23 protein-coding genes are annotated in these 25,486 nt (G+C 52.3%); 13 read left to right on the top strand and 10 right to left on the bottom strand.

Translation table 11 applies throughout. The features are described 5' to 3' along the window. Positions 1-18: 18 nt before the first annotated feature. Positions 19-210, top strand: coding sequence for a hypothetical protein (locus AC3WT9_RS25055; protein ID WP_492408024.1), 192 nt, complete (start codon positions 19-21; stop codon positions 208-210). A gap of 568 nt (positions 211-778) precedes the next feature. On the opposite strand, the gene hflX is transcribed toward AC3WT9_RS25055, so the two are convergent. After that, entirely contained in the window at positions 779-2,047 is a 1,269-nt protein-coding gene (gene hflX / locus AC3WT9_RS25050; RefSeq protein WP_492408022.1) for a GTPase HflX, read from the bottom strand. A 708-nt stretch (positions 2,048-2,755) separates the two neighbouring features. Here hflX and AC3WT9_RS25045 point away from each other — a divergent pair. Continuing rightward, positions 2,756-3,529, top strand: coding sequence for a hypothetical protein (locus tag AC3WT9_RS25045; RefSeq protein ID WP_492408020.1), 774 nt, complete (start codon positions 2,756-2,758; stop codon positions 3,527-3,529). 169 nt (positions 3,530-3,698) lie between these two features. Here the strand turns inward: AC3WT9_RS25045 and AC3WT9_RS25040 are convergent, their stop codons facing one another. Both AC3WT9_RS25040 and AC3WT9_RS25035 read right to left on the bottom strand, forming a co-directional pair. Further along, positions 3,699-6,737, bottom strand: coding sequence for a DEAD/DEAH box helicase (locus AC3WT9_RS25040; protein WP_492408018.1), 3,039 nt, complete (start codon positions 6,735-6,737; stop codon positions 3,699-3,701). Then, positions 6,734-8,368, bottom strand: a complete 1,635-nt coding sequence (locus tag AC3WT9_RS25035) for an SWIM zinc finger family protein (RefSeq protein WP_341377054.1) — start codon at positions 8,366-8,368, stop codon at positions 6,734-6,736. Before AC3WT9_RS25035 ends, AC3WT9_RS25040 begins: the two co-directional genes overlap by 4 nt. A 181-nt stretch (positions 8,369-8,549) precedes the next feature. Between AC3WT9_RS25035 and AC3WT9_RS25030 the strand changes: the two genes are divergently transcribed. From AC3WT9_RS25030 to AC3WT9_RS25005, 6 genes are all read left to right on the top strand, one after another. After that, the gene (locus AC3WT9_RS25030; protein ID WP_341377055.1) at positions 8,550-10,868 is read left to right on the top strand and encodes a helix-turn-helix domain-containing protein; all 2,319 of its coding nucleotides are present in this window, start codon (positions 8,550-8,552) and stop codon (positions 10,866-10,868) included. Between the two features lie 255 nt (positions 10,869-11,123). Beyond that, positions 11,124-12,056, top strand: coding sequence for a tripartite tricarboxylate transporter substrate binding protein (locus tag AC3WT9_RS25025; protein WP_231578447.1), 933 nt, complete (start codon positions 11,124-11,126; stop codon positions 12,054-12,056). A 163-nt stretch (positions 12,057-12,219) separates the two neighbouring features. Further along, on the top strand, positions 12,220-13,224 hold the full coding sequence (gene kdgT / locus AC3WT9_RS25020) for a 2-keto-3-deoxygluconate transporter (protein WP_076113900.1): 1,005 nt from the start codon (positions 12,220-12,222) through the stop codon (positions 13,222-13,224). Positions 13,225-13,730: 506 nt separating this feature from the next. After that, complete coding sequence (locus tag AC3WT9_RS25015; RefSeq protein WP_341089261.1) at positions 13,731-14,324, top strand: bifunctional transcriptional activator/DNA repair enzyme AdaA; 594 nt, start codon at positions 13,731-13,733, stop codon at positions 14,322-14,324. Next, positions 14,299-14,865, top strand: coding sequence for a methylated-DNA--[protein]-cysteine S-methyltransferase (locus tag AC3WT9_RS25010; RefSeq protein ID WP_341089262.1), 567 nt, complete (start codon positions 14,299-14,301; stop codon positions 14,863-14,865). The genes AC3WT9_RS25015 and AC3WT9_RS25010 overlap by 26 nt, the downstream gene beginning before the upstream one ends. Next, complete coding sequence (locus AC3WT9_RS25005; protein ID WP_341377056.1) at positions 14,846-15,748, top strand: DNA-3-methyladenine glycosylase family protein; 903 nt, start codon at positions 14,846-14,848, stop codon at positions 15,746-15,748. The genes AC3WT9_RS25010 and AC3WT9_RS25005 overlap by 20 nt, the downstream gene beginning before the upstream one ends. Before the next feature lie 210 nt (positions 15,749-15,958). Here the strand turns inward: AC3WT9_RS25005 and AC3WT9_RS25000 are convergent, their stop codons facing one another. From AC3WT9_RS25000 to AC3WT9_RS24985, 4 genes are all read right to left on the bottom strand, one after another. Next, on the bottom strand, positions 15,959-16,048 hold the full coding sequence (locus AC3WT9_RS25000; protein ID WP_222850467.1) for a putative holin-like toxin: 90 nt from the start codon (positions 16,046-16,048) through the stop codon (positions 15,959-15,961). A gap of 355 nt (positions 16,049-16,403) precedes the next feature. After that, complete coding sequence (locus tag AC3WT9_RS24995; protein ID WP_341089265.1) at positions 16,404-16,553, bottom strand: hypothetical protein; 150 nt, start codon at positions 16,551-16,553, stop codon at positions 16,404-16,406. Positions 16,554-16,566: 13 nt separating this feature from the next. Beyond that, positions 16,567-17,373: a DNA-binding protein gene (locus tag AC3WT9_RS24990; RefSeq protein WP_341377057.1), complete on the bottom strand. Its 807-nt coding sequence runs from the start codon at positions 17,371-17,373 to the stop codon at positions 16,567-16,569. 798 nt (positions 17,374-18,171) lie between these two features. Further along, positions 18,172-18,429 carry a hypothetical protein gene (locus AC3WT9_RS24985; protein ID WP_341089268.1) on the bottom strand — a complete coding sequence of 86 codons (258 nt, stop codon included), beginning with the start codon at positions 18,427-18,429 and terminating at the stop codon, positions 18,172-18,174. A 222-nt stretch (positions 18,430-18,651) separates the two neighbouring features. On the opposite strand from AC3WT9_RS24985, the gene AC3WT9_RS24980 reads away from it, so the two are divergent. Next, positions 18,652-19,119, top strand: a complete 468-nt coding sequence (locus tag AC3WT9_RS24980) for a L,D-transpeptidase (protein ID WP_341089269.1) — start codon at positions 18,652-18,654, stop codon at positions 19,117-19,119. Positions 19,120-19,228: 109 nt separating this feature from the next. Here AC3WT9_RS24980 and AC3WT9_RS24975 read toward each other — a convergent pair whose 3' ends face one another. Then, positions 19,229-19,654: a VOC family protein gene (locus tag AC3WT9_RS24975; protein WP_341089270.1), complete on the bottom strand. Its 426-nt coding sequence runs from the start codon at positions 19,652-19,654 to the stop codon at positions 19,229-19,231. Positions 19,655-19,794: 140 nt separating this feature from the next. Between AC3WT9_RS24975 and AC3WT9_RS24970 the strand changes: the two genes are divergently transcribed. Beyond that, positions 19,795-20,754, top strand: a complete 960-nt coding sequence (locus AC3WT9_RS24970; protein ID WP_341377059.1) for a helix-turn-helix transcriptional regulator — start codon at positions 19,795-19,797, stop codon at positions 20,752-20,754. Between the two features lie 53 nt (positions 20,755-20,807). On the opposite strand, the gene AC3WT9_RS24965 is transcribed toward AC3WT9_RS24970, so the two are convergent. Then, positions 20,808-21,338 (bottom strand): hypothetical protein, encoded by a 531-nt coding sequence (locus AC3WT9_RS24965; protein WP_341089273.1) that lies wholly within the window; start codon positions 21,336-21,338, stop codon positions 20,808-20,810. 39 nt (positions 21,339-21,377) lie between these two features. After that, complete coding sequence (gene pdxR, locus AC3WT9_RS24960) at positions 21,378-22,796, bottom strand: MocR-like pyridoxine biosynthesis transcription factor PdxR (protein WP_341377061.1); 1,419 nt, start codon at positions 22,794-22,796, stop codon at positions 21,378-21,380. A 105-nt stretch (positions 22,797-22,901) separates the two neighbouring features. On the opposite strand from pdxR, the gene AC3WT9_RS24955 reads away from it, so the two are divergent. The 3 genes from AC3WT9_RS24955 (at position 22,902) to AC3WT9_RS24945 (ending at position 25,475) form a co-directional block, all read left to right on the top strand. After that, positions 22,902-23,456, top strand: coding sequence for a GNAT family N-acetyltransferase (locus AC3WT9_RS24955; RefSeq protein ID WP_341377062.1), 555 nt, complete (start codon positions 22,902-22,904; stop codon positions 23,454-23,456). 198 nt (positions 23,457-23,654) lie between these two features. Then, a complete protein-coding gene (locus tag AC3WT9_RS24950; RefSeq protein WP_076113911.1) occupies positions 23,655-24,122 on the top strand; it encodes an Hsp20/alpha crystallin family protein in 468 nt (155 codons plus the stop codon). A gap of 402 nt (positions 24,123-24,524) precedes the next feature. Further along, positions 24,525-25,475, top strand: coding sequence for a DnaJ C-terminal domain-containing protein (locus AC3WT9_RS24945; protein WP_446723283.1), 951 nt, complete (start codon positions 24,525-24,527; stop codon positions 25,473-25,475). Positions 25,476-25,486: the final 11 nt, after the last annotated feature.

Here is a 25,486-nt window from a genome sequence, read left to right as displayed (position 1 = left end):
AGGGAGTGCGTGCTGCGGGTGAAGAGTAGGAAGAGGAAGCAGCAGAAGGAGAGGGAGAGGGAGAGAAAGAGAAAGAGAAAGAGAAAGAGAAAGAGGAAGAGGAAGAGGAAGAGGAAGCAGAAGAAGAAGCAGAAGCAGAAGCAGCAGAAGGAGAGGGAGAGGGAGAGAAAGAGGAAGAGGAAGAAGAAGAAGAAGAAGAAGAAGAAGTAGAAGTAGAAGTAGAAGTAGAAGAAGAGTACAGCTAATCTCCAGGGAAGGCAGCCTCAACGAAGATACTGGCATCTATGAGAAAAGCAGCAAATGATGATTGCACCGGGAAAAATGCCCGCTATATTTGTGCAGACAGCCCTTTTGAGGGATATACAGGGAATACATGGCGTTAATATGGACTTATTCTTCAATAAAGCCTTTTTATAAAATATTAGCGGGCAGAATTTCCGTTAGGTGTTCGATTGTCGGAGTAATCTCTATATAGCGGCAGTAAATCCCGTTAATTAATCCGTGAGCTGCTAGGAAGCAAGGAAGCACGGAAGCAGGAAGCAGGAAGCACGGAAGCAGGAAGCAGGAAGCAAGGAAGCAAGGAAGCAAGGAAGCAAGGAAGCAAGGAAGCAAGGTAGCGGAGTGGCAACGTCTTACGAATCACAAGGTGAAATTTGATCAGGGACACCGAATAAATAATATAAAATGGTCTCCTCCATAGCTGTATTTAGTTAAACAACAAAGGAGCTTGCCCCTGGTCACCGGACCTGAGGCAAGCTCCTATTCTTTGTGCACCTTGTTATTGCGGAAGCTCGATGAAATCCCCGCGGAATCTTTCATAGTCGGCCGTCCTGCACTCCAGCTGAAGTTTTGTGCCTTGCTCTTCATAGCTGATCTTCTGAATATGGGCATGCTCATTGAAGTACGAGACGACGCTGCCGCGATCGAACGGAACCAGAATTTCACACTGGATATAGTCATTGAAGACATGCCCCCGGATCAGCCCGGTAAGCTCGGCGATTCCGCTGTTCTGCTTAGCCGAAAGAATAACAGAATCCTCATTGACAACAGGATAGGGCTGGTCCGTCAAATCCGCCTTATTGTAGGCATAGATTGTCGGAATGCCGTCTGCGCCCAGCGCCTTCAGGGTCTCAGCGGTTACCGCCATATGCTGCTTATGCTGCGGATTGGAAATATCGACGACATGAATCAGCAGGTCGGCCTCGGTCACTTCCTCCAGCGTGGAGCGAAACGCCTTGACCAGATGATGGGGCAGCTGGCTGACGAAGCCTACAGTGTCCGTAAGCAGGAACGTTTTCTGATCGGGCAGCTTAATGCTGCGGACCGAAGTCTCCAGCGTGGCAAACAGCATATCCTTGGCAAATACCTGCTTGCCTGAACCCGGATGATACGTCTCTACTATGACATTCATCAGGCTCGATTTGCCGGTGTTGGTGTAACCGACAAGACAAATCACCGGGACTTCATTCTTGTGCCGCTGCTTCCGCTGAATCTGGCGCCTGGATACCTGGGTCTGCAGCTCCGTCTGCAGTGCCGAGATGCGTTCCTCAATTCTTCTGCGGTCCAGCTCCAGCTTGGTTTCACCGGCCCCCCGGTTCTTCAGGCCCGCCCCGCCGCCTTGTCGGCCGAGGGACTCGCGCATTCCGGTCAGACGGGGAAGCATATACTGCAGCTGGGCAACTTCCACCTGCAGCTGAGCCTCCTTGGTTTTGGCCCGTTCGGCGAAGATATTTAGAATTAGAATCGTACGGTCAATCACCTGGCGGTCCAGCGACGATTCCAGATTACGGATCTGCGAAGGGGTCAATTCATCATTGAAGATAACAAGGGTATCTTCATCCTCCAGCATAAGGGACAATTCCTGAATCTTCCCTGTGCCAATATAGTGGGAGGGGTTGATCCGGCTGGCTTTCTGGCTGAGTTCCCCGATCACCTTGATGTTGCAGGCGGCTGCCAAATTGCGCAGTTCCTCCATGGCATAGGCGAAATTAGTTTCATTCTGCAGTTGAACCCCGACGATTACTGCGTGTTGTGGTGTGGATTCCATATATTTATCAACCTCCTAAAAGTTTTGTGAGCATAACCTCATTGAATAAGCTTCGTGCAAAACTGGCTTCGAAAGCATACACCTAGTTTTGTGAGCATAACCTCACTGAATAGACTCCGTGCAAAATTGGCTTCGAAAGCATAAAAAAACACAGGCAATCAGCGGCCTGTGCTTAATATCGTAGAGGAAACAGAATAGGACTGGGAGAGCATCACAAAAGGATGCAATGCTTCTTCCAGTTGGGCATAACCATAGAAGGTAAAAGGAAAGAACCGGCATCAGCAACGGGGAATAGCTGCCTATTCCACCGCTGGTGCATGCGGTAATTCCTTGTCTATGGCTGTGCGAATCTCTAAAGGCGAATGCGGCGGAACATTATCGGTCCGCTGGTTAATCTGTGGGTTGCCTTTAAAAATGGATAGACCTATCCTGAGTCCTCTGCACAAGGCAGAGCTTTAGCGCTATTAAAAGCTGATTAGCCGCGTAAAGTACGAATCCGGATATAATCTATCACATTCATTTGCAACCCTCCGTTCCTAAAAGTTGTGTTCATTTTAGCACATCAGTCATTTTATGGCAATCCTGTTCCTTTGCAAGCACCTTCTGGAATTCGCGGCTTTTTGGCCATTTGCCATTCAACCAGAAACTTCCTACCTTCTTGTTTGCATACAATATACTAATTGTCTTAATAGGAAGGAGGGATGAGCCATGCCAGTTCTAACTACAAATACGATCACCAGGAATCCTACCGGCGGATTAGGACCGATCAGCCAGGCTGTTGTAAAAATTCTAAATAGTGGAACAGCCAAAGCAGTGGTCTATATAACGGGCCTCAACAATGATGTAAGTCCGGCAACCCTCTTTGCCCAGGAATTGTTTGAAGTGAACTTCAGGGAAGTGGTGAGCAAAACCTATAATATCACCGAAAACTTTTTTCAATTTAATGTACTTTATTCTCAGGAAAAGCTGGGTGTTCAGATTTTTCTTGTGGATAGTGCAGGGAAGTGGTTTCCGGTCAGCCTGATGCAGCTTGCGGTGAGCCGGATTACCTCGGAGTTTCGCGATAACATCGCCGTAACCAGTACTGATTTCGCCGCAATCAGCTTCCGCAAAAATGGGGCGCTGACGATTCCGGAAGGGGTAGCCGCCGAGATCCGGCCTGACGGTGTGGAAATTCTGGCGTCAACGCCCATCCGCTACAAAATCGTGGCCGGCGGTACCGTTAACGGCAGCTTTGTTAATTTTCCGACACCCACTACCGCTATTTCCGTGAATGACACGGCGCTGCAGGTGAATTATACCTGCTCGACGGTTACGGGCGGCAGAGTCATTACGCAGGGCCTGGGCTCCGGGATTTCCGGTGCTTATCAGGATGTGGTGGTTAATCTTTTGAATCAGCAGCTTGTATATGACCTTCAGGAGGAACCGGTAACGCTTGTGGTCAGCTCGCTCACCGGGAAGGATACTGGCAGCCACCTTTAGAATGGTGGAGCAATGGTAAGATTGGCTGCGCCGAACAGCGATCTTTTTCAATAATCCGGGCATATAAAAAGAACACCGGCGCATGCAGCATGCAGCAGATGTTCTTTTTTGCACTTTATAGGTGCTGCCTGCTTCTTCAAGAGTTTGAAGGAAAAAGGAGGGGGCCGGGTTAGCCAACCCACTCCTGCCGCAGCGTGAACAGATCTTTCAGCGCATCTGTAGACAGCTCGGTAATCCAGCCCTCGGAGCCGGAGATCACATCGTCGCTGAGCTGCTGCTTGCTCTCCAGCATCTCATCAATACGCTCCTCCAGCGTGCCGAGTGAAATGAATTTATGCACCTGCACATCCTTGGTCTGGCCCATGCGGTAGGCGCGGTCGGTGGCCTGGTTCTCCACAGCCGGATTCCACCAGCGGTCAAAGTGGAATACATGATTGGCCGCTGTCAGATTGAGGCCGACGCCCCCCGCCTTGAGGGAAAGAATAAAGACGTTTGGCTGATCGGACTGGCGCTCGCCTGCCGCCAGAAGGTCCCCGTCTTCCTGCGGCGGCGTCTGGAATTGTTCGATCATCCGGTCACGTGCCGTTTTGGACGTGCTGCCGTTCAAGTAAAGGACCGGCTCCTGCAGCTCCTGCTGAAGCACGGCCTGCAGCATTTTGCCCATGCCGACATATTGGGTAAAGATTAGGCAGCGTTCGTTCTCTTCGCGCAACTCCCGCACCATCGCCAGCAGCCGTTCGAGCTTCGAGGAACGCTCAATCAGGGACGTGGTATCCAGCCCACCCTCGCCATCGGGATCAGGCAGCGCCTCCTTCGTCAGCAGCATCGGATGGTCGCAGAGCTGCTTAAGGCTGGTCAGAGCAGCAAGAATCGCCCCTTTGCGCTCAATGCCCTCCAGCTGCTTCATCCGTTCCAGCAGCCCGGTTACGTTCTGGTCATAGAGGGCGGCCTGCTCAGCCGTGAGATGAACATAGGTTTTCATCTCGTTTTTGTCGGGCAGATCGAGCTGGATGGCCGGGTCTTTCTTCTTTCGGCGCAGCATGAACGGCTTTACAAGCTTCTGCAGATCCGCCGTGCGCTCCGCATTGCGTTCCTTCTCAATCGCATTTGCGAACCGGTCCTGGAATGCTTTGGGACTGCCGAGATAGCCGGGTGTGATGAAATCGTAAATCGACCACAATTCGGACAGCTTGTTCTCGATCGGTGTTCCGGTCAGGGCGATCCGGTGCAGGGCAGGGAAGCTGCGCACCGCCGCAGATTGCTTGGTTCCGGCATTCTTAATATTCTGCGCCTCATCCAGGCAAACCGTAGCCCAAGTGAACTGCTTCAGCAATTCCTGGTCGAGCGCGGCCGTGGCGTAGGAGGTGAGGACCACGTCGGCCTGGGAAGCGGCACCGTAGAAGTAACCTGCATCGAGACGCCTGCTTCCGTAGTGGAGCATGATGTTCAGGGACGGAGCAAACCGCTGGAGCTCTTTCTGCCAGTTGCCGAGCACCGAAGTCGGGCAGATAATCAGCGACGGCCAGTCCGGCGGGTCGGTCTGCCGCCCGGGCCCCGTTGCTGATGGGCCGGCTTCGCTCTGCTGTTCCTTCAAGTGGAGCAGGTAGGAGATCAGCTGCACAGTTTTGCCGAGGCCCATGTCATCGGCCAGGCAGGCGCCGAGTCCGAAGCGGCGCAGAAATACAAGCCAGGCGTACCCTTCATGCTGGTAGCTTCTCAGCTCGGCATGCAGGCCAGCCGGCACCTCGGGCTTCGGCCAATCCGAGCGGTGGCCGAGCTGGCCGATCAGCCGGACCAGATGCTCGTTCAGCTCGACCTCCAGCCGGAAGCGGGCGGCATTCTCTTCGGCCTGCTCCGCCTCGGCCGCCTCGTTGTCCTGCTCTTCACCGCCGCCCAGCAGGTGCAGCTGGAGCACATCCTGAAAGGACAAGCCCTGGGACTTGTCCATCCCGGCCATGGCCCGCTGGATCTGGGCCAGCAGAGCCGGGTCAAGCGGAATCCACTTGCCCCTGAACTGCACGAGCCGCTCGCCGCGTGCGACCAGATCGGCGAACTCCGCCTCGGAGAGTTCGGCGTCGCCGATGGAGATGCGCCAGTCGAAATCGACCAGCGCATTTAACCCGAACAGCGATTGGCCGCCGCTGTTGCCGCTGCCCTCGCCGGAGCTGATCTTGGCGCGCAGGCGGGGTTTCTTCCGGCTGGCGGCTTCCCACCACGCCGGAAGGAGGACCTGCCAGCCGGCTTCCAGCAGCAGCCGGCTGTCCACGGTCAGGAACCGCCAGGCGTCTCCGTCGCTGAGCGGTTCACCAAGCACATCGTCCCCGTGGCCGATGTGCTCCCCGGCCAGGCTTTCGCGCAGGCGCGAAAGCCACCCGGACGCGCGCTCGTGGACGTGGGGCGTCCACGCTGCCGGCCACAGGCCATGCGGCTCGCCGTCCCCGGTGAGCCGCAGCGGCACAAGCGCGGATGCATCGCGCTTGTCCTGCAGGAGCAGCTGGAGCCGCCAGTACGACTTCTCGTCGTCCGGCTCCAGCAATTGCAGGGCCGGCCGGAAAGGCGCCGTGTCCGCCTTCCAGCCGATGGACATCAGCCAGCTGTCATCGTCCATGCCGGCAGTTGCCGCGCCCGCGCTGCTGCTGAACAGCAGCGGGTATTCGCTGCGCAGGTCTGCGGCTTCGGCCTCGGTGCCGTAATACTGCCGGAACACCGCCGCCGAGAAGGCAGCGCGCATTCCGTCCGCAAGGTTCCGGCGCCCGGTAAGCCCGCGCAGGGCGGACTGTGCGCTCTCGTTGCCTTCCGTAACCAGCTCTAGCGCCTTGTCATCCCAGTCCCATTGCAGTTTGCCTTCGCGATAGGCGGACAGGCTCGGCGCATACTTCTTCTCCGCCAGCAGCCCGGCGATGGCGGGCGCCAGCCCGGTCAGCAGTTCGGCGTCACCCTGCCAGCTCCAGCCGACATGCCGCAGCAGCCTGCGCTCCGCAAAGAAGGGGATGACCTGCTCGGCGGGCAGAACCACAAGGTCAACCCCATCGGCGTTCTGGAGCGTTAACTCCGTTCCATAAAAAGACTCCTCATGCCAGGAGAACAGCTTCTGCTTAAGCTGAACACCGGGCATATAATCATCCCTGTCATCCACGCCGTAGATCAGAGCATCGCCATATTGGGTTAAGGCAAGCTGGACAGTAATATTTCGCATATATTTGCTCATGGGATCAGCTTTCCTTTCCGCAGCTCTTCCTGCAGTGCGCGCAGCCGGCTGTACCGGGAGGTGAAGGAATCCAGAAATTGTTCCCACCGCTCCTCGCGTTTCAGCTTTTTATAGAGCTTGGACAGGCGCTTTAACAGTTTTACAGCCGCTTTGTAGCCGTGCCGGTTCTTCTCCAGCACGAACCGTTCTGCCGCCTGATGATAGAACGGGAGCAGCAGCTCCGGCGCGTTTTTCTCGATCGGCTGGAGGTCGCTGACACGGAAATTGGCGGGTTCCTTGCCGGAGGAGAGCTGGTAATCCATCCATTCCTGCCAGCGCCCGTGGTCCAGCAGCATTTCTTCATAAATCTCCCGGGACAGCGGCAGCATGCCGATCAGCGTATCCCACATCCGGGGTTCGGTCTCCGGCATGCGGCGGACGGCTTCCTCCCAGTATCCGGCATAATTCTTCAGGTTATATAGGCGGCTGGTCAGCAGAGGGCCGATTTTGGCCAGCCACAGGGCAAGGCGGGACCAATGCCCGGCCTCCGCCAGGGGAGCCAGAAAACTCATCAGCTCGTCCGGGTACAGACCCGGGCGTTCGGAAGCTTTGTCAAGCAGCTCCCAGGCGCCTTTGTCATCGTTCAGATAGAAATACATCCGGCTCTCCGCCAACTGCTGCGAGTGGCGCGAGAGTGATATGCCGGCTTCCTCGCCGGCCTGGCGGAGCGCTTCCAGCTCTTCCAGGTACATAGCCGGGCCGCTTGCATTTGGTGCAATCCAGCCTCTCCAGATCAGATCGTAGCAGAGGGAGTAATAGGGCTGTTCCCGTGAACGGTCGCGCGGCTCACTCAGCATTTCCCGCCGCAGATAGGCCAGCGTTTCACTGACCCGCGGCCAGGCTTCCGGCTCTGCGCCGAGCGGCAGACTATTTTTCATGAGATCCGTTACCGCTTTTTGCAGCTCGGAGACAGCAACAGAGGTATAATAACCCAGAGAAGCACCTGCTCCCGGGACGTGAGGGCCTGCCGGTTTCAGTAAGCTTTCCAGCACAAAGAGATGGGCATGAAGCTTATATAACAGCCCGGAGGCCGGAGGGAGCGCTGGAGTGGCCCCGGAGATGGCCGCCAGCGCCCTGTCGGTATATTGGGAATTTCGCACGGTAGGCGCCAGCGGTGCGGTGAGCAGCGCTAAGTATTCACGCCACTGCTCCACATTTCCGGATGGAACCAGGGCAGCCAGCTCCTCCAGCTGCTTCTTGCGGCGGGCGGAGCCACCGGCAACGGGAGTCTCCTTGACCACAGGATTGCGGATCCATTGACTTGTCGTCTTGGCATTGGCCAGCATATGCACCAGCCGGCCCTGCTGCTCGGCATACTTCATTAATACAGCGGCCATATGTTTGCAGGAATGCTGTACCGGGCAGCTGCAACGGCTGGCGGACAGGGTATCCAGATCAATAGTTACGCTGTAGTCTTCCCCGCCTTCCACAAGTGCCAGAATGCTCCCGACTGAGATCATTTTGAACGCATGAACACGGTCCTGCTTATAATACTGAAATCCCCGCTTGAGGGTGATGTCACTGAATTGATAGGCTACGTCCGAAATAAGCTTGTCCCATTCCTGATCGGCCATGTAGAAATTTCGCTGCATCGCAATTGGTCTCCTGTAGCAAATTAGTCTTAACTCATTTTCTCATTATAACATTTGTGACGATCTTATCCTTAACTCCCTAAAATCTTAAAGAATATGACATGCTCCATATTGCCGTATAGGCGAACATGCTACTCTAAGGTCTGAACTAAGCGAACTGCGGAAGGATGAAGCTGCACCCATGCTGCGATTTAAATTAAAATACTTGCTGAACAATAAGCAGACCCGGCTAATTCTGATGCTGACATTCAGTGTATCTCTATTAATTACTCTAATTGGCCTTTTTTCCTATAGAGAGTACAGGAATGCGCTGGATACTGAGCTGAACACGCCAAATGTAGAGCTGCTGCAAATTAACATGGATGTGACTAACCGGGCATTCCGGGAATCTGATAATAAAGCGGTCGATCTGGCGTTTCATCCGGCCGTCCTTAAATATATGGATGCCGATCCGGCGGATAATGCGCTGGCGGCTGCAGAGCCGCAGAATTTCCTGAAGACGCTCGCTACGGAGCCGGATGTCCATGCCATCAGTGTAATCAAGTTCGGGGATCATTCCGTCGTCTCCAGCAATTACGGGTATAGAGCTCTTTGGGAAGAAGCACCGGAGCATGCCTGGAACTCATGGATTGATGAAATGAAACAGAAGCCGCTTCTGATCAAAAGAAGAGTATATACCGGCACGGATGCCCGGCTGACCGGCACGGAGCTGCTCTCTCTGGCCCGGCCGATTGTCCGGAACGGGGACGTCACTGGTGCGGTATTGATCGATCTGGACTATGACATGCTGTTCTCCAAGATGTATACCCATTTATCCAGCTATCAATTTGTATATAACCTGGAGGGAGAGCTGATTTACCCCAAGCTCAATCTGCCTTTCCCTCTGGCGGACATGAATAATGTGCTGTCGGACATTGATGTAAGTCCGTTTGCCCATGTGAAGCTTCAAGGAAAGGCTTATATGGCGAACCAGACGTTCTCGAATGTCACCGGCTGGCGGCTGATTTCCCTCGTTCCGATGGAGCAGCTACTGAAGAATGTGAAGACGGCGCGCAATATGATGCTGATGCTCTCGCTGATTTCGATCGCTGTTGGCTGCTCCGCGATTTATTATTACAGCTTTGCCGCCTTCCGGCCGCTGAAGCGGATCAATAAACTCCTGATGCCGGACCAGAAGCTGGCCGGGCATGGAAATCTTTATGATTTGGAGCCGGTCATCGGCAAATTGGTCGGTGATTTTCAGAGCAAGTCGCTGGTGGCCGAATGGAGCCTGCCGGAGCTAAGGTCCAAATTTGTTAGCGATCTGATTACCCGGAGCATCGGGACGCAGGAGACGTTAACGAAATGGGAGCACTACTTTGGAGGCTGGAAGGAAGGCCCCTTCGTAATTCTGACGATCTCTGTAGACCGCCATTCTCAGTGGACCTCCGCATATGTGGAAGAGGATCAGCTGCTGCTTAAATATGCGATGAACAATATTGTAGTTGAGTTCTTCGAGCCTGCCTGGCGGACGGTTACGGCCACTCCACGGAAGGACAACCTCGTGGTGCTGCTGCAGCCCAAAGACGATAACAGGGACCAGCTGCGCGAGGATGCCGGGAAGCTGATTGCCATCCTGACCGACGTTTTAAAAGTATCTGTATCCATAGGCATCGGCGAACCGGTCTCCGCGATTTCACAGGCAGCCCGGTCCTACTCGGAGTCCGAGCTGGCTTTATCTTATCGTCTATATGAAGGCTATGGCCATGTCCGTGAGTTTTCGGCGAATGAGAGTAAATATGAGGAAGGCGGGGCAGCGGCAGATGATGCCTGGAGGCTGGAGGTGCTGCATGCGCTGAGGTCTTTCGATGCTTCGACTGCCCTGCAATGGGTCCGTAAGTGGTCGGCTGATACCCGCAAGAAAGCCGTGCAGCCGCAAAAAGTTGTTCGTGTTGTAGACGATTTAATAGGAGAAATTCTAAATATGGCGACTTCCGGGGGGCATCCGCTACCTGCCGAGCTGGCGGATTATACGTGGCATCAGGTGATGACAATGGATTTGTCCGATATTGAGGAGATGCTCTGTAGTATTGTTATTCATATGTCAGGTATGCTTGAAGTGCACAGACAGTCGAAAGAATATCTGATGGTACAGGAACTGATCCGGTACATGGAATCTCATTTGCAGGATAACATCGGGCTGCAGGATATCGCTGCCCATGTCAAAATGGGCGTTTCCTCCGTAAGCACCATCTTCAAGGAAGAGACGGGTACGACACTATATGATTATTTGACCAACCTGAGAATAGATAAAGCCTGTGAACTGCTGCAAGGCAGCAGCCTGAAGATTGCCGAAATTGCTCTTCGGGTCGGATACCAGAATGAGAACAGCTTCATCCGTGCTTTCCGGAAGATCAAATCGGTTACACCGGGCAAGTTCCGTGAGAGCAGCAAATATCCCAATGAGTATGCAGATCGGCCAAAACCGCGCCATTCCGGCGTTTCTGACGATTCAGAATAAGATTATACGATTGATGGCAACCCCCCGTTTACGTTAAAGTTCTATTTGAGAAAACTTTCACAGATTCGTGAATGAGACTGTGATTGAAGAAATTGGGGGGGTGAAGCGGCGCACGTTTGGCAGTAGATCCATTGTGGCCAGCGGCTCAATTGTCATTATTAAGGAAGAGGGATGGTCTTGAAACGGACAACAAAAATAGGCATTTGGACGGCATCCGTCCTGGCGGTTTTGACGATGGTATGGGCAGGAAGCCGCATGATAACCAGCGATAACAGCCGGGAGAATGTAAGCGGTGATTTTCCGGTGAAACCGATTACCTTAATCGTGCCTTATGCAGCGGGCGGAGGGACGGATACCACAGCAAGAGCTTTAGCAAAAGCAACAGAGAAGGTACTGGGCCAGCCGATTATCGTGCTCAACCGGACAGGCGGCGGAGGTTCCGTCGGACTCATGGAGGGTGCCAATGCCAAGGGCGATGGGTATACGGTCACATTTCTTCCTGCCGAGCTCACCATCCTGCCGCATCTGGGATTGCTTCCGATTACCTATGAGAAGTTCAAACCGATCGCCCAAACGAATTTTGATCCTTCCGCCATAACCGTAAGAGCCGAAGCGCCGTGGCAAACCGTAAATGAGTTTCTCGACTTTGCGAAAGCGCATCCAGGTGAATTGAAAATGGGGAACGCAGGAACGGGGAGTATTTGGCATTTGGCTGCCGTAACATTGGAGCGGGAAACCGGTGTGAAGTTTGCACATATCCCTTTTGAAGGGGGAGGCCCTGCCGTCTCCGCCTTGATGGACGGTTTTGTCGATGCAGTGCCTGTAAGCCCTGCCGAAGTGAAAAAGTATGTGGATGAAGGGAAGCTGCGGACGCTGGCGGTCAACGCCGACAAGCGCTCGGAGGCAATGCCAGGCGTACCTACACTGGAGGAAGAGACGGGGATACATGTCAATTTCACAGGTACATGGAGGGGGCTTGCTGTACCGAAGGATACGCCGGACGCTATTGCCGAGCTGCTGGCCGGGGCCTTTATCAAAGGGACAGAGGACAGGGACTTCCGCGAGTATATGAAAATCAACGGATTAGGGCTGCTGGTCACGGACGGCAAAGCGTTCTCCAAGCAATTGAAGGAAAGCGACGATTTATTCTCCGGGATGATTCCGCAGCTAGGGCTAAGCCGTAAGTAACATGAAAGCGCCGTCAGGCAAATTTTCTCGGAATCTGCTGCTCACTGATGATTTACCTTTAGTGGACAGGTAAGGTCTTGGGGCTGATTTGCTGCGCCTTCTTCAGGTAAAATCATCAATTTATGCAAGAATTAAGAATCCGACATGAAAGGTCTGATAAGATATGAAAATTAAAAAAGCGCTGGACAAAATTCCCGGCGGTATGATGCTGGTACCTTTGTTCCTCGGGGCGATTATTCACACCGCATTCCCGAATGCTGGCGAATATTTTGGCGGCTTCACGAAAGGGCTGATGACGGGGACTGTACCGATTCTGGCGGTTTGGTTCTTCTGTATGGGGGCGGCTATAGATGTACGCGCTACGGGAAGTGTGCTGCGGAAATCAGGCACATTGGTACTGACCAAAATTGCCGTGGCCTGGGTAATAGCCCTGATCGCGATCCAGTTCCTGCCGGAGGGCGGCATTCAAAACGGCTTCTTCGCCGGATTGTCGGTGCTGGCTATTATCTCCGCAATGGATATGACCAACGGAGGATTGTACGCCTCCATTATGCAGCAATATGGCACCAAAGAAGAATCCGGCGCATTCGTGCTGATGTCACTGGAATCCGGCCCGCTGGTAACGATGCTTATCTTGGGCAGCACCGGGGTAGCTGTATTTGAACCGCATGTCTTTGTCGGTGCTGTACTTCCTTTCCTGATCGGTTTTGTTCTGGGTAACCTGGATCATGATCTCCGTACCTACTTTGGCAAAGCGACACAAACACTTATTCCGTTCTTCGGTTTCGCACTGGGCAGCTCCATCGACCTCGGCGTCATCGTAGATACCGGACTGCTCGGCATTCTGCTGGGTATCGTAGTCATCATTATTACAGGGATTCCGCTGATTCTGGCCGATAAGTTTATCGGCGGCGGCAACGGCACTGCCGGACTTGCGGCCTCCAGCACCGCCGGGGCAGCCGTAGCCAATCCGATGCTTGTGGCAAATATGAAGCCTGAGCTCCTGCCGGCTGCAGAATCAGCAACAGCACTTGTTGCGGCTTCCGTCATTGTCACCTCTATTCTCGTTCCGATCATTACCGCATACTATTCCGACTATATGCGGAAAAAGAATCCCCCGGCTGCCGATGGCCCTGTGGATCTAAAAACTCAGAAAGCTGCAATCTAATAACATCATATAACAACGGAATTTTTTTATATTTGATGATTACAAAAGCTAAGATTAGCTTCAAAAAGCTGGGATCTTCCGGGCGCCTAATGGGCGGTGCCGGAGGGTCCTTTTTTAGATTGCCGGTTTAGATGAGCCGGCATGTGGAAGCAGCCGGACTCCAGCGCTCCTATTTCGGAAAAATCAGTCTTAATTGGGGGCGAAACGGACCCCAGCGCCGCTATTTTCACAAAAACTGTCTAATTGCCGCAGGAAACAGGAAATAACGTCAATGCAGTCCCCTGAGCAAGAAAGTGGGCTTTTCTGCTATTTAGCGTCTCTCCAGTCCGGCAGCGTTGAAAGCTCCCTTCTGGCTGAAGCGGACCGCTGTAACGCATTTCGCGCAGCATGGTGACTGGTCAGAGTCCGTTGCATAGGTCTTCACTGTCGTAATCTTGCTCTCCTATTGCGATAGGCTGCATAAGGCCAAAGCAATCGTTTATACTGGCGGTATGAGGTGATTTCATATGGATCAGGCATTATTCGAACAGGTTTACGATTCGGTAGTCAAGCGGGAATCAACCTACGACGGAGTTTATTATACAGCAGTGTTGACTACACATATTGTCTGCCGCCCTTCCTGCCGGGCAAGAACACCAAAGGCGGGCAATGTGGTCTTTTACGGTTCTTTGCAGGAGGCGATAAGAGCAGGATTCCGCCCCTGCAAAAGATGCCGCCCCGAGGAAGGCGGCAGGCTAAGACCCGACGCGGTGCTTGCCGCGCAGGCAGATGCCGTTATGGCAGAACATTATGGAGAGAAGCTGACGCTGCAGTCACTGGCTGAACAGCTGAAAGTCAGCCCGTTTCACCTGCAAAGAACCTATAAGCGGGTAACCGGCCAGTCTCCTGCCGCGAGGCTGGACCAGCTGCGGCTGGAGAAAGCAAGCAGACTGCTCGCGGACACCGGGCTCGCCATTGCTGAGGTTGGCAAGGCGGTCAGCTTTCAGGGACCGTCCCATTTTACCGCATGGTTTGCGCGGAAGACCGGCCTTGCGCCGACAGAATACCGTACAGAGTTCAAAGGAGGAATCCAGCATGACCCAGATACTCAAGACCATTGAGATTTTCCATCATACCCTTAACGTCGGGAATAGAGACTGGACTTTGTGGGCCAGCAAGAAGGGCCTAATCCGCATATCTTATCAGGAGGATCAAGGTGTGCTTCCGGCATCGTGGCTGAAAACCTATGCACCGTCACCTCAGTTCAGCGAGGACGCTGGCATCTTCGATCAATTCGGGGCCACGCAGCTTCTGGAGAGGTATTTTAACGGAGAGCCTGTAAGCTTCAGCAGTATCCCTTTGGATCTCTGGGGCACCCCGTTTCAGCAGGAGGTCTGGATGGGGCTGGCCGGTATTCCGCATGGTGCAATAGTGACCTACAAGGAGCTTGCCGTAAGCATCGGAAGACCGCAGGCAGTCCGCGCGGTGGGTGCGGCTAACGGGCAAAATCCGCTGCCGGTCGTGCTGCCCTGCCACCGGGTCATTGGTACGAACGGCACACTAACCGGATACCGGGGCGGCCTCAAGCTGAAGCAGGAGCTGCTGAAATTGGAAGGCATTACGAATGTGGGGGCGGCGGGACATGAACGATTTGCTTTTTGAGCTGCCGCTGCCGGAGTTTTTTGACTTGTCCGCATGTCTGGAATACATGAACCGCTCTCCGCTGGAATGCCTGTTCCGTTCGGATGGGGAAGGGGTTACCCGGCTGTTCATGCTGGAAGGAACGCCGTCGCTGGTGAGGTTGACGGTCGCGGCTGGTACGCCGCGTCTGCAGGCCACGCTGCTGACCGGTGCTTTTCCCGGTCCGAACCCTCTGGCGGAACTGGCGCAGTATATCGTGGAATGGTTCGATCTGGACCGCGATCTTGCACCGTTCTACCGGCTGGCTGACGCAGACCCGCTCTTGCAGAAGCTCGCGGCGAGTGAACGGGGCTTGCGGATCATCGGCATCCCCGATCTGTTCGAGGCTTTATGCTGGGCTATTCTCGGCCAGCAGGTCAATCTGGCTTTTGCCTACAGGCTGAAGCAGCAACTCACCGCTGAATACGGGAAGTCGCTGGAATATGAAGGGCACACTTATTATCATTTTCCGGGGCCTGAGACGTTTCTACAGGTCTCGATGGAAGATCTCTGTAGTCTGCAGCTGACCCGCAGCAAAGCGCGGACCCTATTGGATGTGGCTGCACTGATCGCCGGAGGAGAATTGAGCCGTGAGGAGCTGCTGGCCCTGCCGTCCCCTGAAGCCGCCGAGCAGCGGCTGCTGAAGATCCGGGGAATCGGTCCGTGGACCTCGCAGTATGTGCGGATGCGTTGCCTGCGAGACGCCACTGCCTTCCCTGTAGGAGATGTCGGCCTGCAGAATGCGGTGAAATTCCTCACTGGAATGGATAGAAAGCCGACCCCGGCGGAACTGCTGGAACTGTCGGTACCCTGGCGCGGCTGGGAAGCCTATGCCACATTTTATTTGTGGCGGGCGTTATATTGACTATCCGCTGCCTGTGAACGAGTATTCTAATCGGTCAATAGTTTTGGATTGTTTTTGTATCACCTTGTTGTATAAAAACCGATATGCTAAGATACAATTAAAGAAGGAGCCGTGCGTCAACACGACTCCCACTCATGTATAATCCGCTATAAGAGCGGTTGGCTTACGGAGTTTGGTCAGTAGTAGACCGCTATCCTAGGACGGGGCGGTCTACTTTTTTTTGTGAAAAGACAGTATAAGCACAACCAGTGTCGCAAATGAAATCATCAGCGTCAGTGCTTGGTATACCTCCACAGGCATCACCTCCCTTCCGGGAGATTAGCCGACCGCCCTTATGCCATTGTACTGGAATATTATACCAAGCCATATGCGCACGTTCTAAATCAATCTGCAGGTAAATTAATTCGTCACCTGTATTTTCCAGATGCTATGTGTTCTTTTTTTTTTAACTGCTTCTTTTTCACTTTAATCCTCCATATTAGCTATTTACTATACAATGGTTTATTTATCGCTAAAGGTATAGTGTTTTATAATCCTCCAGCAGTTAACCATGCATCAATGGAAATAAGACCAGCTTTGATAGCCCCACACTTTTTAGAAGCTCATGAAAAAGCCCCTGCAGAGTTTGCAGAGGCTCGTCCGGCTATTGATTTATTTAATGGTCTACCCCGTGGCGCAGCGGTTCGAAGCCGCCGCTTGCAAACTTATCCGTGCCGGTGGATCCTGCGTCCGCGCTGACAACAGCAGCATTAACACTTACCAAAGCGACCACAATAAAGATGAGCGTAAACACTTTTTTCTTCATTTTGAAATCCTCCCTAGTCTTGTATTTGTTCCATCAAGCAGAGGTACTCGTCCAGTTGCCCGGAAGTTGTTTGATTTCGGAGTTTCTCAAAGAGAACCGCTGACTTACGGAACCCTGTATCATCTTTAAGCTTAACTGATGATGCCAAAGAACATAGAAGCGCATTTATAGAATCATATATATTTCCATTTATGTAATAATATTTTGCCTTCAAGTAGATGTAATCTATGTAATAACGGATGTTCCTTTTTGTTATGTAGTATTCCCCCATTGAGTCGATCTGCTCTTTGAACTCGATCAGCACCTCATCGACGTTGTACTTATGCTTGATTGCTGACTCCAGAATGTATATCATGCCTGGCAGGATTTCTTCTTTGTTATGCCGCAGGAAAACCAGGTAATCCGAAAGCGCGGTCGTGTTCCCCTCGTTCAGTTCGATCACGTGCAGATTAGCTAGGGCAATTTCACAATAATATTCAACCTCGGCCCGTCCCTCGGCGTTCATACCGTTAATCCATCCCAAATCCTCATACTTCGAGATGCACTCTCTCGCCTCGTCATATCGGCCCAGCTTCTCAAGCGCGATTCCTTTCAAACACATAGAATAGCCGAAGTAATAGACGATGCTTCGGTTTAATCCGAAGTTGCACACCTTCTGGCCATCGGCATGCTCCCGCTGATAGATGCTGTAGAATTGATTAATCTCGCTGTATAGCCTATCGGCGATTTGGAGGATACCGTCCCAATTTTCAAGGGTAAATGATGCCCGCAGCATCTGAACCAATGAATCAGCATTGATCCCGTTAAGATCCAACTCCAATATGATCCATCCTTCCGTAAAAAACGAAAAAAAGTCTCTCCATTTATTCCACAAAATACAAAATAAGAATTTCTTTGTCTAATCATTGTTCTTTATTTCACCCATACTAGTAAGTGACGCATGTCACACTTAAAGGTATTTTTATACATAAAAAATCATTATATGGAAAACAAGCAGAACATCCGGTACATGCCATACAAAAGCGCCTGAAATAAGCTCAGACGCTGCAATATCGAAAGGAAGGCAACGTCTATTTTAAAGAACACCTCAGAGTTTATGTCGCAGATATAATCAAAGTTGTATAGGGCATGTCTTTAAACCGCTTCCCCGCCAAAACTGCCGCTGTATGCCCTAAGGAATCATGGGTACAGTACCATTTTCTGATCACACGCGGAGAAAGGCGTTTCGCCACTAGGCAGTTTTTTCGGTGGAGGCTTATGTCTCGGTGTTTAAAAAACTTCGCTCTTCTTCCGAAGGCGTGTGTGTGCGTCCGGAAAGTGTATTCTTGGCTTCGAGTACGAACGGACCGAGTTGCAACTATTTGAGGCTTTTAGCCTGTTACAGGAGGACAACGGACTCCAGCGCAGTTATTTCTCCCTGCGGCCGTTTTTAGATAGAATGCAGAGCAGATAAGGTCAACTGAGTCCGCCAAAAGAGAATAAACAGGGATTTTACTCTCCATAGCGCCCCCTGAGTCCGGTACGAGTAAACGAACCCGCTGCGGGCTTTTAGGGACCCTACTTTCAATACTAAATCCTTGCTTCCCCAGAGCTCTTCCAGTTTGAAGACATGCTCTAGTTAGTGATAGGGTTTCAAATAAACTTTATAGCATACATCATGTGCAACCAAGCTTTGTTTAGCGGGATTAGCGTCATAATTATAATCAGCCGGATTTGTTTCAAAAGCATACAAAACATCTGTCACAAGGTAAGATTTATAATTCCATAAAAGCATTTCTCCTACTCTTGGGACAAAAGGTAAGGCAACCAAGTCAAAATACTCAACGCGGTTTCCAGGATCATCATTTAATACAACAGCCAATTCGACAACTTTCAATTCCGCACCTCACAAATGTAGAATTATTCAACAATTAACAAATACTACTTTAGGAAGCGGAAAGCAAGATACAGAAAATTAGTAATCCAAGGTTGTAAATTCTCCTCCTCTAACTCCCTATTAAATAGAAGGCGGTTGATGCAGAGCACAATGATATGGAGTTATCTATTAGCCTCTGCCACTCCATCAGCTAATCCTTCAAAAAAATTGGAGGTTTTATAAATGGGATACCACATTAGGGTTAACTTGAACGCAAACCGGACAAAATTGGGTTCACTGAAAATGTATAATGATAGCGGGGCTTTAGTATTTGGTCCTGTACAAGCACTTGGCCGCTCAGAATACGGTTATCCTTGGTCCCAGACTGACGGACATACACCAACCGGAGTATATTCAGCAACAATATCGAAAGAGCCAATGCCCCAGACGGTTAAAAATAAACGTTCATATGGCCCGTCGAAATATATCATAATGGACCCTGTTAGTGGCAATGCGTTAATTGCAGAACAAAATGGCCGCTCAGGTCTATGGATTCATGGTGGAGATCCAGCAGATACAGGTGCCCCTTCTTATCCGCTACGTCCGACACATGGTTGCGTAAGACTTTCGAATGAGGACCAACACAGCTTGATTTATGTTCTATCTACATTAGGTGGCGGTACCGGGAAGGTTACTATCGCCGAAGTTTAATCTAAGGAACAAAATCAACATTTGTTCAAGCCGCTTCAATCGTGGCACTTAATACAGATACAGGCCTTGGCTGCCTGCCCTTGGAGGGGCAGGAGCCATGGCCTGTTTTTTACCGTGGTCGTTTGGTGAAAATTTGAAAGGTTACACCGAACTTGTCGGTGATCATGCCGTAGGCTGGGCTGAAATAGACCGGACCGAGTTTAACGTTTACCTGCCCGCCTTCCTTAAGGGTGTTGTATAACCGTTCCGCTTCCCCGGCGTCCTCCGTCGAAAGACAGATGTTGATGCCGTTGCCTGTTTGCAGCACCTGTCCGATGTCAAGATCGGCCACAAAAATATCCGTGTCTCCCACACTCAGGACAGAATGGGCGATACGCGCTTTTTCTTCGTCCGACAATGGTGAATCCGGATTCTGCGGGCCTTGTCCCACGGTTTGCTTAAACTGAAGTTTTGCTCCCAGAGTGTCCTGATAAAAAGCAATGGCTTCCTCTGCCGTACCGTCAAGCAGGATAAAAGGATTTAATTGAATACTCATTTCTAATTCACTCCTTCAAGCTGTATTTGCCCGTTGCGGCTGGGCTTTGATTTCATTCTAGTCTATAATAGTGACAAGTATTGTCATGAATAGAAAAGTAAATGAAGCCAATTTCAAATCATCTGAATGGAGGCTGGCGTATGTCCAAATCGAAAAGACTGCTGGACCTGATGATGACCGTCAACCGCAGGCGGAAATTTACCGTCAGGGAGCTGGCCGACGAATTCGGGGTCTCTACACGGACGATTCTGAGGGATTTACAGGAGCTTGGCGAGCTTGGGGTGCCGCTGTATTCCGAAGTAGGCCCCCACGGGGGGTATCAGGTGCTGAACGAACGGATTCTTCCGCCGATTGCTTTTACGGAAGCGGAGGCGGTGGCGATTTTTTTTGCCAGCCATGCCTTGCGCCACTATCAGTATCTGCCCTTTAAGGGAGAGTCCCTATCAGCATTGCACAAATTTTATAATTATATGTCCGGCGATGTCCGCGACCGGATTGATGAGATGAAGAACCGGATTGATTTCGTGACCCCGTCAAGGCAGGCAGAGTTTCCTTATTTGCCGATTCTGCTGGAGGCGGCTACCGATCAGAAAGTACTGCGGATCGACTATGAATCCAAAGGGCAGCAGTCGTGCAGAGCGATACAGCCTATCGGCATTTATGCCAGCAACGGCTTATGGTACTGCCCGGCTTATTGTTTTGTGCGCGGGGATATCCGCGTGTTCCGCTGCGACCGGATCTATTCGGCAGACTATGACCATTCGGGGTTAGCGCCGCTGGATTTGCGGCATATCCACCTGGGAAATAAGGAAATTTACAGCGCCATGGAGCAGGTACCTGAAGAGGAACGGGTCGAACTTCACGTAGAGCTTGGGAAAGCAGGGGTCCAGAGCTGTGAGGCCGAGCTGTGGTCGGCATCCCTGCTGCATAGGCGTGAAGATGGAACCGGATGGCTGAAAGGCCAGGTACCTGGAAGCGATCTGCGCTTTTTTGCCAGATTTGTTATGGGGCTTGGAAACGGGGCAACGGTCCACGGACCGCCGGAGCTGGTGGGGGAACTAAAGGGTATGCTTGCCGAAATGCTGGAGAAATACAGCTGACAGGAAATAACGTACACGAACCCCCGGCCCGAGCGGGCCGGGTGATAACTTCGTTATTTGGTCACGCGGATGAATTGCTTATCCACCAGGTTAAAGGGGCCTTCCGGCTCGAAGTCCGGCAGATGAAGGGTCCAGTTTAGATCCGGGTTGATGGTCTTTGGGAAATCACTGTCCCAACAGGTATAGATCTCCATAGATTCGCCTGCGGCCAAATGTTCATTCATATGGGAGAGCAGCAGCCGGATGGATTTCAGACTGCAGGCATAACCCTGCGGATTCTGCGTCTTCATCTCCTTGCTGAGAGTGAAAGAACCATTAAATCCATAAACGTATGGCTTGGATATGGGCAGCTCATGCCTCCAGGGCATTGAGCTTACTTCCCCGATGTCCAGTCCTGACGCATCCAGATCCGTTTCGAACACTTGAACAAGGGTATCGTTCAGATGGGATAAATCCATAATGTTGTGAAGCGCATGTTTATCGTCCGACTTCGGAATGTCGGAATATTTCTGATACGTGTATACATATCCGAAGCTTCCGGTCGGCAGCGGTCTGTCCGAGCCAAGGTAATGATTGAGGGTCATTGGGATTCACCTTCCTGAATGGTCTGCTGAATTACTTCGTTAAATCAAGGGGAGCCATACCTCAGCCAGGCGGCGGATCCCCTCTTCGATCAGGTCTTCAGGGATGCCCCCGAATCCAAGGATAAACTCAGGGTCATCGTTTTCGGGCTGCTCCCACCAGGTATAAGACATCGGGGTAACCCGAATGCCGGCCTTTTCTGCCACAGCCGCAAGCTGCCGTGCACTGCCGCCGGATTTCAGTGTAAGCAGAATGTGAAATCCGGCGTCCCTTCCGCTTACGGCTGCCCGGTCTCCGAAATAGCGCTGAATGGAGCGGAGGAGAAGGTCATGTTTTTTCTGGTAGAGCAGCCGCATTCTCCGCAGATGCTTCTCGAAATGTCCTCTTTCCATAAAATAATGCATCGCGATCTGATTCAGCCGGGAGGCTGAATGCTCCAGGTACAGCTCCCTCGCCAGATGGTGATACAGCAGCAGCAGTGCCTTCGGCAGAACCATGTAGTGAATGCTAAGGGCAGGGGCTACTGACTGCGCGAAGCTGCACATGTAGATTACGGGGCTGTCTTCCAGTAGTCCCTGCAGTGCGGGAATCGGCCTTCCGTGATAGCGGAACTCACCGTCGTAGTCGTCTTCAATGATTATGCTGTCCGTTGACCGGGCCCAGTCCAGCAAGGCGTGGCGTTTGGCGATCGGCAGGGTCATGCCTCTGGGGAACTGGTGGGAAGGCGAGATATACACGCTGCTGGCCTTGCTGGTATAGAGCTTCTCCACATCTATTCCGTCTTCCTGTAAAGGAATGGGAATCATCTTAAATCCGTGTCTGCGGAATGCTGCCGGCAGCAGATGATAGCCCGGATCTTCAATGCCGAGCCGTTTGCTGCTGCCCTGCAGTATGAGGCAGAGCAGAGAACATAGCGTATATTGATCCCCGCCGATTACAACCTGCTCCGCCGTACAGCGAAGTCCGCGGAATTGCCGCAAATGAGCGGCGATGCTCTCGCGGAGGGCAGGCTCACCCTGCGGATCGCCATATTGCAGCAGATCAGGGTTGGCGAGCTGTTCCTGATAGAGGCTGCGCCATATTTTGTGGGGAAATAGGGAAAAGTCATTTTTCGACATATGGAAATCATAAGCATACGGCCGGGAGTCACGGGCTGTTATCGGGCGGCTGGGAAGCGGTGGAGCGCCTGCAGCGGCTGTCAGCCCGCTGAACATATGCATAGGCTGAACATAATAGCCGCTGCGCGGCTTGCTTGCGATGAAGCCCTCGGACAGCAGCTGCTGGTAAGCAAGCTCGACCGGTGTAGCGCTAAGGCTAAGCTGGGCGGCGAACACACGGATTGAAGGCAGACGGGTACCGGCCGGCAAGGAGCCGCTGATGATCTCTTTTTTGAAATAATGATATAGCTGAATATAGTAGGGAACTTCACGGTTCTCGCTGAGAGCGGGGACAAGCAGCATATTATCCTCTCCATCTGTCCTTTGAAATTGAATGATTTTGTCTATTTTATAGTATACAGTCTTGCAATATCATAGAGCTACACTAAGAGACAGGAGTTGGCCGTAATGAACAAGCAGTCCGGGCTATTAAATGGAGATAAAGTGTATCTGCGTCCGCTTAACGGGGAAGATGCCGAACTGTACTACCACATGTTCTACGATAAGGAGACCCGCTACCTCACAGGCACCCAGAAGCATATCAACAAGGAACAGATCGAGGGGTATATTGAACGAAAAGCCGGGGATGACAGCGCAGTGCTTCTGCTGATTGCCCTTCAGGAGAATGACGAGGTGATCGGTGACATTGCGATTCAGGATATCGACCGGAACAACCGGATTGCGAATCTGCGGATCGCCATCGGCGAGGGGAAACATCAGGGGCAGGGTTTCGGCCGGGAGTCTCTGCTGCTCATGCTGGATTACGGCTTCGGGATTCTGAATTTGCACCGGATCGAACTGGAGGTCTTTAGCTACAACAGCCGTGCTGTACATGTATATGAGAGCATCGGTTTTGTCAGGGAGGGCGTACAGCGGGAGGCGCTTTTTTATAACCATGAATACCATGATGTGATCAAGATGGGCATGCTGGAGCAGGAGTACCGGGAGCGTTATTTACGATAAAGGTCAAACAAGGTCAAATCGTTAAAAAAGCTAAAATTTGTAATATAAAATAAGCCGAAACGCCGGGATTTGCCGGATTTTCGGCTTATTCCGGTTTTGTCATCCAGCGGGAGCGGGACTATAATGAAGCCATAAGGTCAAATAAAGTCAAAGTCAAAATTGAGTTCAAAATTCAAGACATTGAGAGGAGAATGGATCATGTTTGATTTGGTGCCTTTTGGAAAACGCAGAGATGATGTGTTTGGTGTGCTGGCTAAGTCTTTAAACGAAGTGTTTAATGATGAGTTTTTTGCTCCCATGACCGGTGCTGCCCAGTCCTTCCGGACGGATATCCGGGAGAGCGGTCAGGCCTATCTGATCGAGGCCGAGCTTCCCGGCTTCAAAAAAGAGGAAATCGACATTGATTACACCCGTCCTTATTTGACGATCAAAGCGGTACGCAAGGAAGAGAATGCTCAAGAGAACGAAGAGCATCAGGTAGTGCGCAGGGAACGCCGCTACGGGGAGTATGTGCGCCGCTTCTATGTGCAGGATATTGCCGAAGATGAAATCCGGGCTTCCCTGAAAGACGGCATGCTGTCGCTGGAAGTACCGAAGCAGCAGAAATCTCAGGGCAAACGCATTGAGATCCAGGATAATGGTTCATCCGGGGAACAGCTTCAGTAACATATTCCAAGGCTATAACATCCGGGGGAAGCGGAGAGTCCCGCACTCGGATGGAAGGTGAAGTGAGACTTTCAAGCCTGGAGGAATGAGCTGTGTAAAAGGGGTCCCGGGCAGAGCGGCCTATGCCGCATGCCCCCTCTGATCCCTGCAGTTGCAGCGGCTTCACCGGGCTTTTCATATAGCAGTAACCATAGAAGGCGCATTGTAGTGGGATTTCCGGCTATGGTGCGTCTTTTCTGAGAGTATATCCCCTGTGGGCAGCAGAAGAGACAAGGTAAAGCTGCAGCACAGGGATGATCCGGCTGACGAATTACCAGTTGATGGGACGGGAAGAGTATATTTAAGAATACAAGCGGAAAGCGCCGGAGGATGGGTGCAGCCAGCAGAAAGGAAGAGGTTAGATTGGCGGCAAAAAACTATTACGAGGCCTTGGGGGTAGGCAAGCAGGCTTCCAGGCAGGAGATTAAAAAAGCCTATCAAAAGCTCGCCAAAAAGTGGCATCCTGATGTTAATAAATCTCCTGGAGCGGATATGAAATTCAAGGAAGCGGCAGAAGCATACGAGGTGCTGGGCAACGAGGAAAAGCGCAAAGCCTACGATGAAGAGCTCCGCTACGGATTTGGCGGCGCAAATACGGGCAGCACGCAGCATTCGGGTTCCGGGAGCGGCGGTATTTCCGAAGAGGATTTGTTCGGAATGTTCTTCGGCAGCCGTGGTGCGGCGGACCGGGCCGGATTTGATTTCTTCTCCGGCAGCGGCGGTGTGCGGCAAGGCGGGGGAGGACCGTGGGGTCAAGCGCAGGGCACCATGCAGGCTCAGCTGGAGATTACGCTGGAGCAGGCTTATAAGGGCGGGAAAGTAAGGGTGCAGGTCGTTGGCAAAGACGTGAACTTGAGCATCCCGGCGCGGTCACCCGAAGGCACGGTCCTGCGGATTCCCGGCGGCGGGAATGCTGCTGTGCAGGGTGGAGACGTGCTGATTACGCTGCATATCCTGCCGCATGAGATTTACGAGCCCGAAGGCGGCGATCTGTATGGGACGGTAGAAATTGCCCCATGGCAAGCCGTGCTGGGCGGAGAAGCCAAGGTGGCGCTGCCCGATGGCAGCAGTGTCAAATTGAAGATCCCCGCCGGGATCACGGGCGGGAAAACGCTGCGGATTCCGGGCAAGGGGCTGAAACGCCCGAACGGCACAAACGGTGACATCCTGTTCGCGATTGAGATTGTCATCCCGCCCGGAACTACGGAAGCGGAGAAGAACATTTACCGCCGTCTGGCCGAGGGTGCAAGCTTTCAGGCCGGAGCCAAACGCCAAGGCTCCAGAGCGCAGCGGCGCACAGCCGCCAGAGGGTAATTAGATATAGG

The sequence above is a fragment of the Paenibacillus sp. EB106-06-01-XG199 genome (assembly GCF_058791575.1).
Note: the sequence above shows the minus strand (reverse complement) of the source record. Positions and strands in the feature narration are given on the sequence as shown.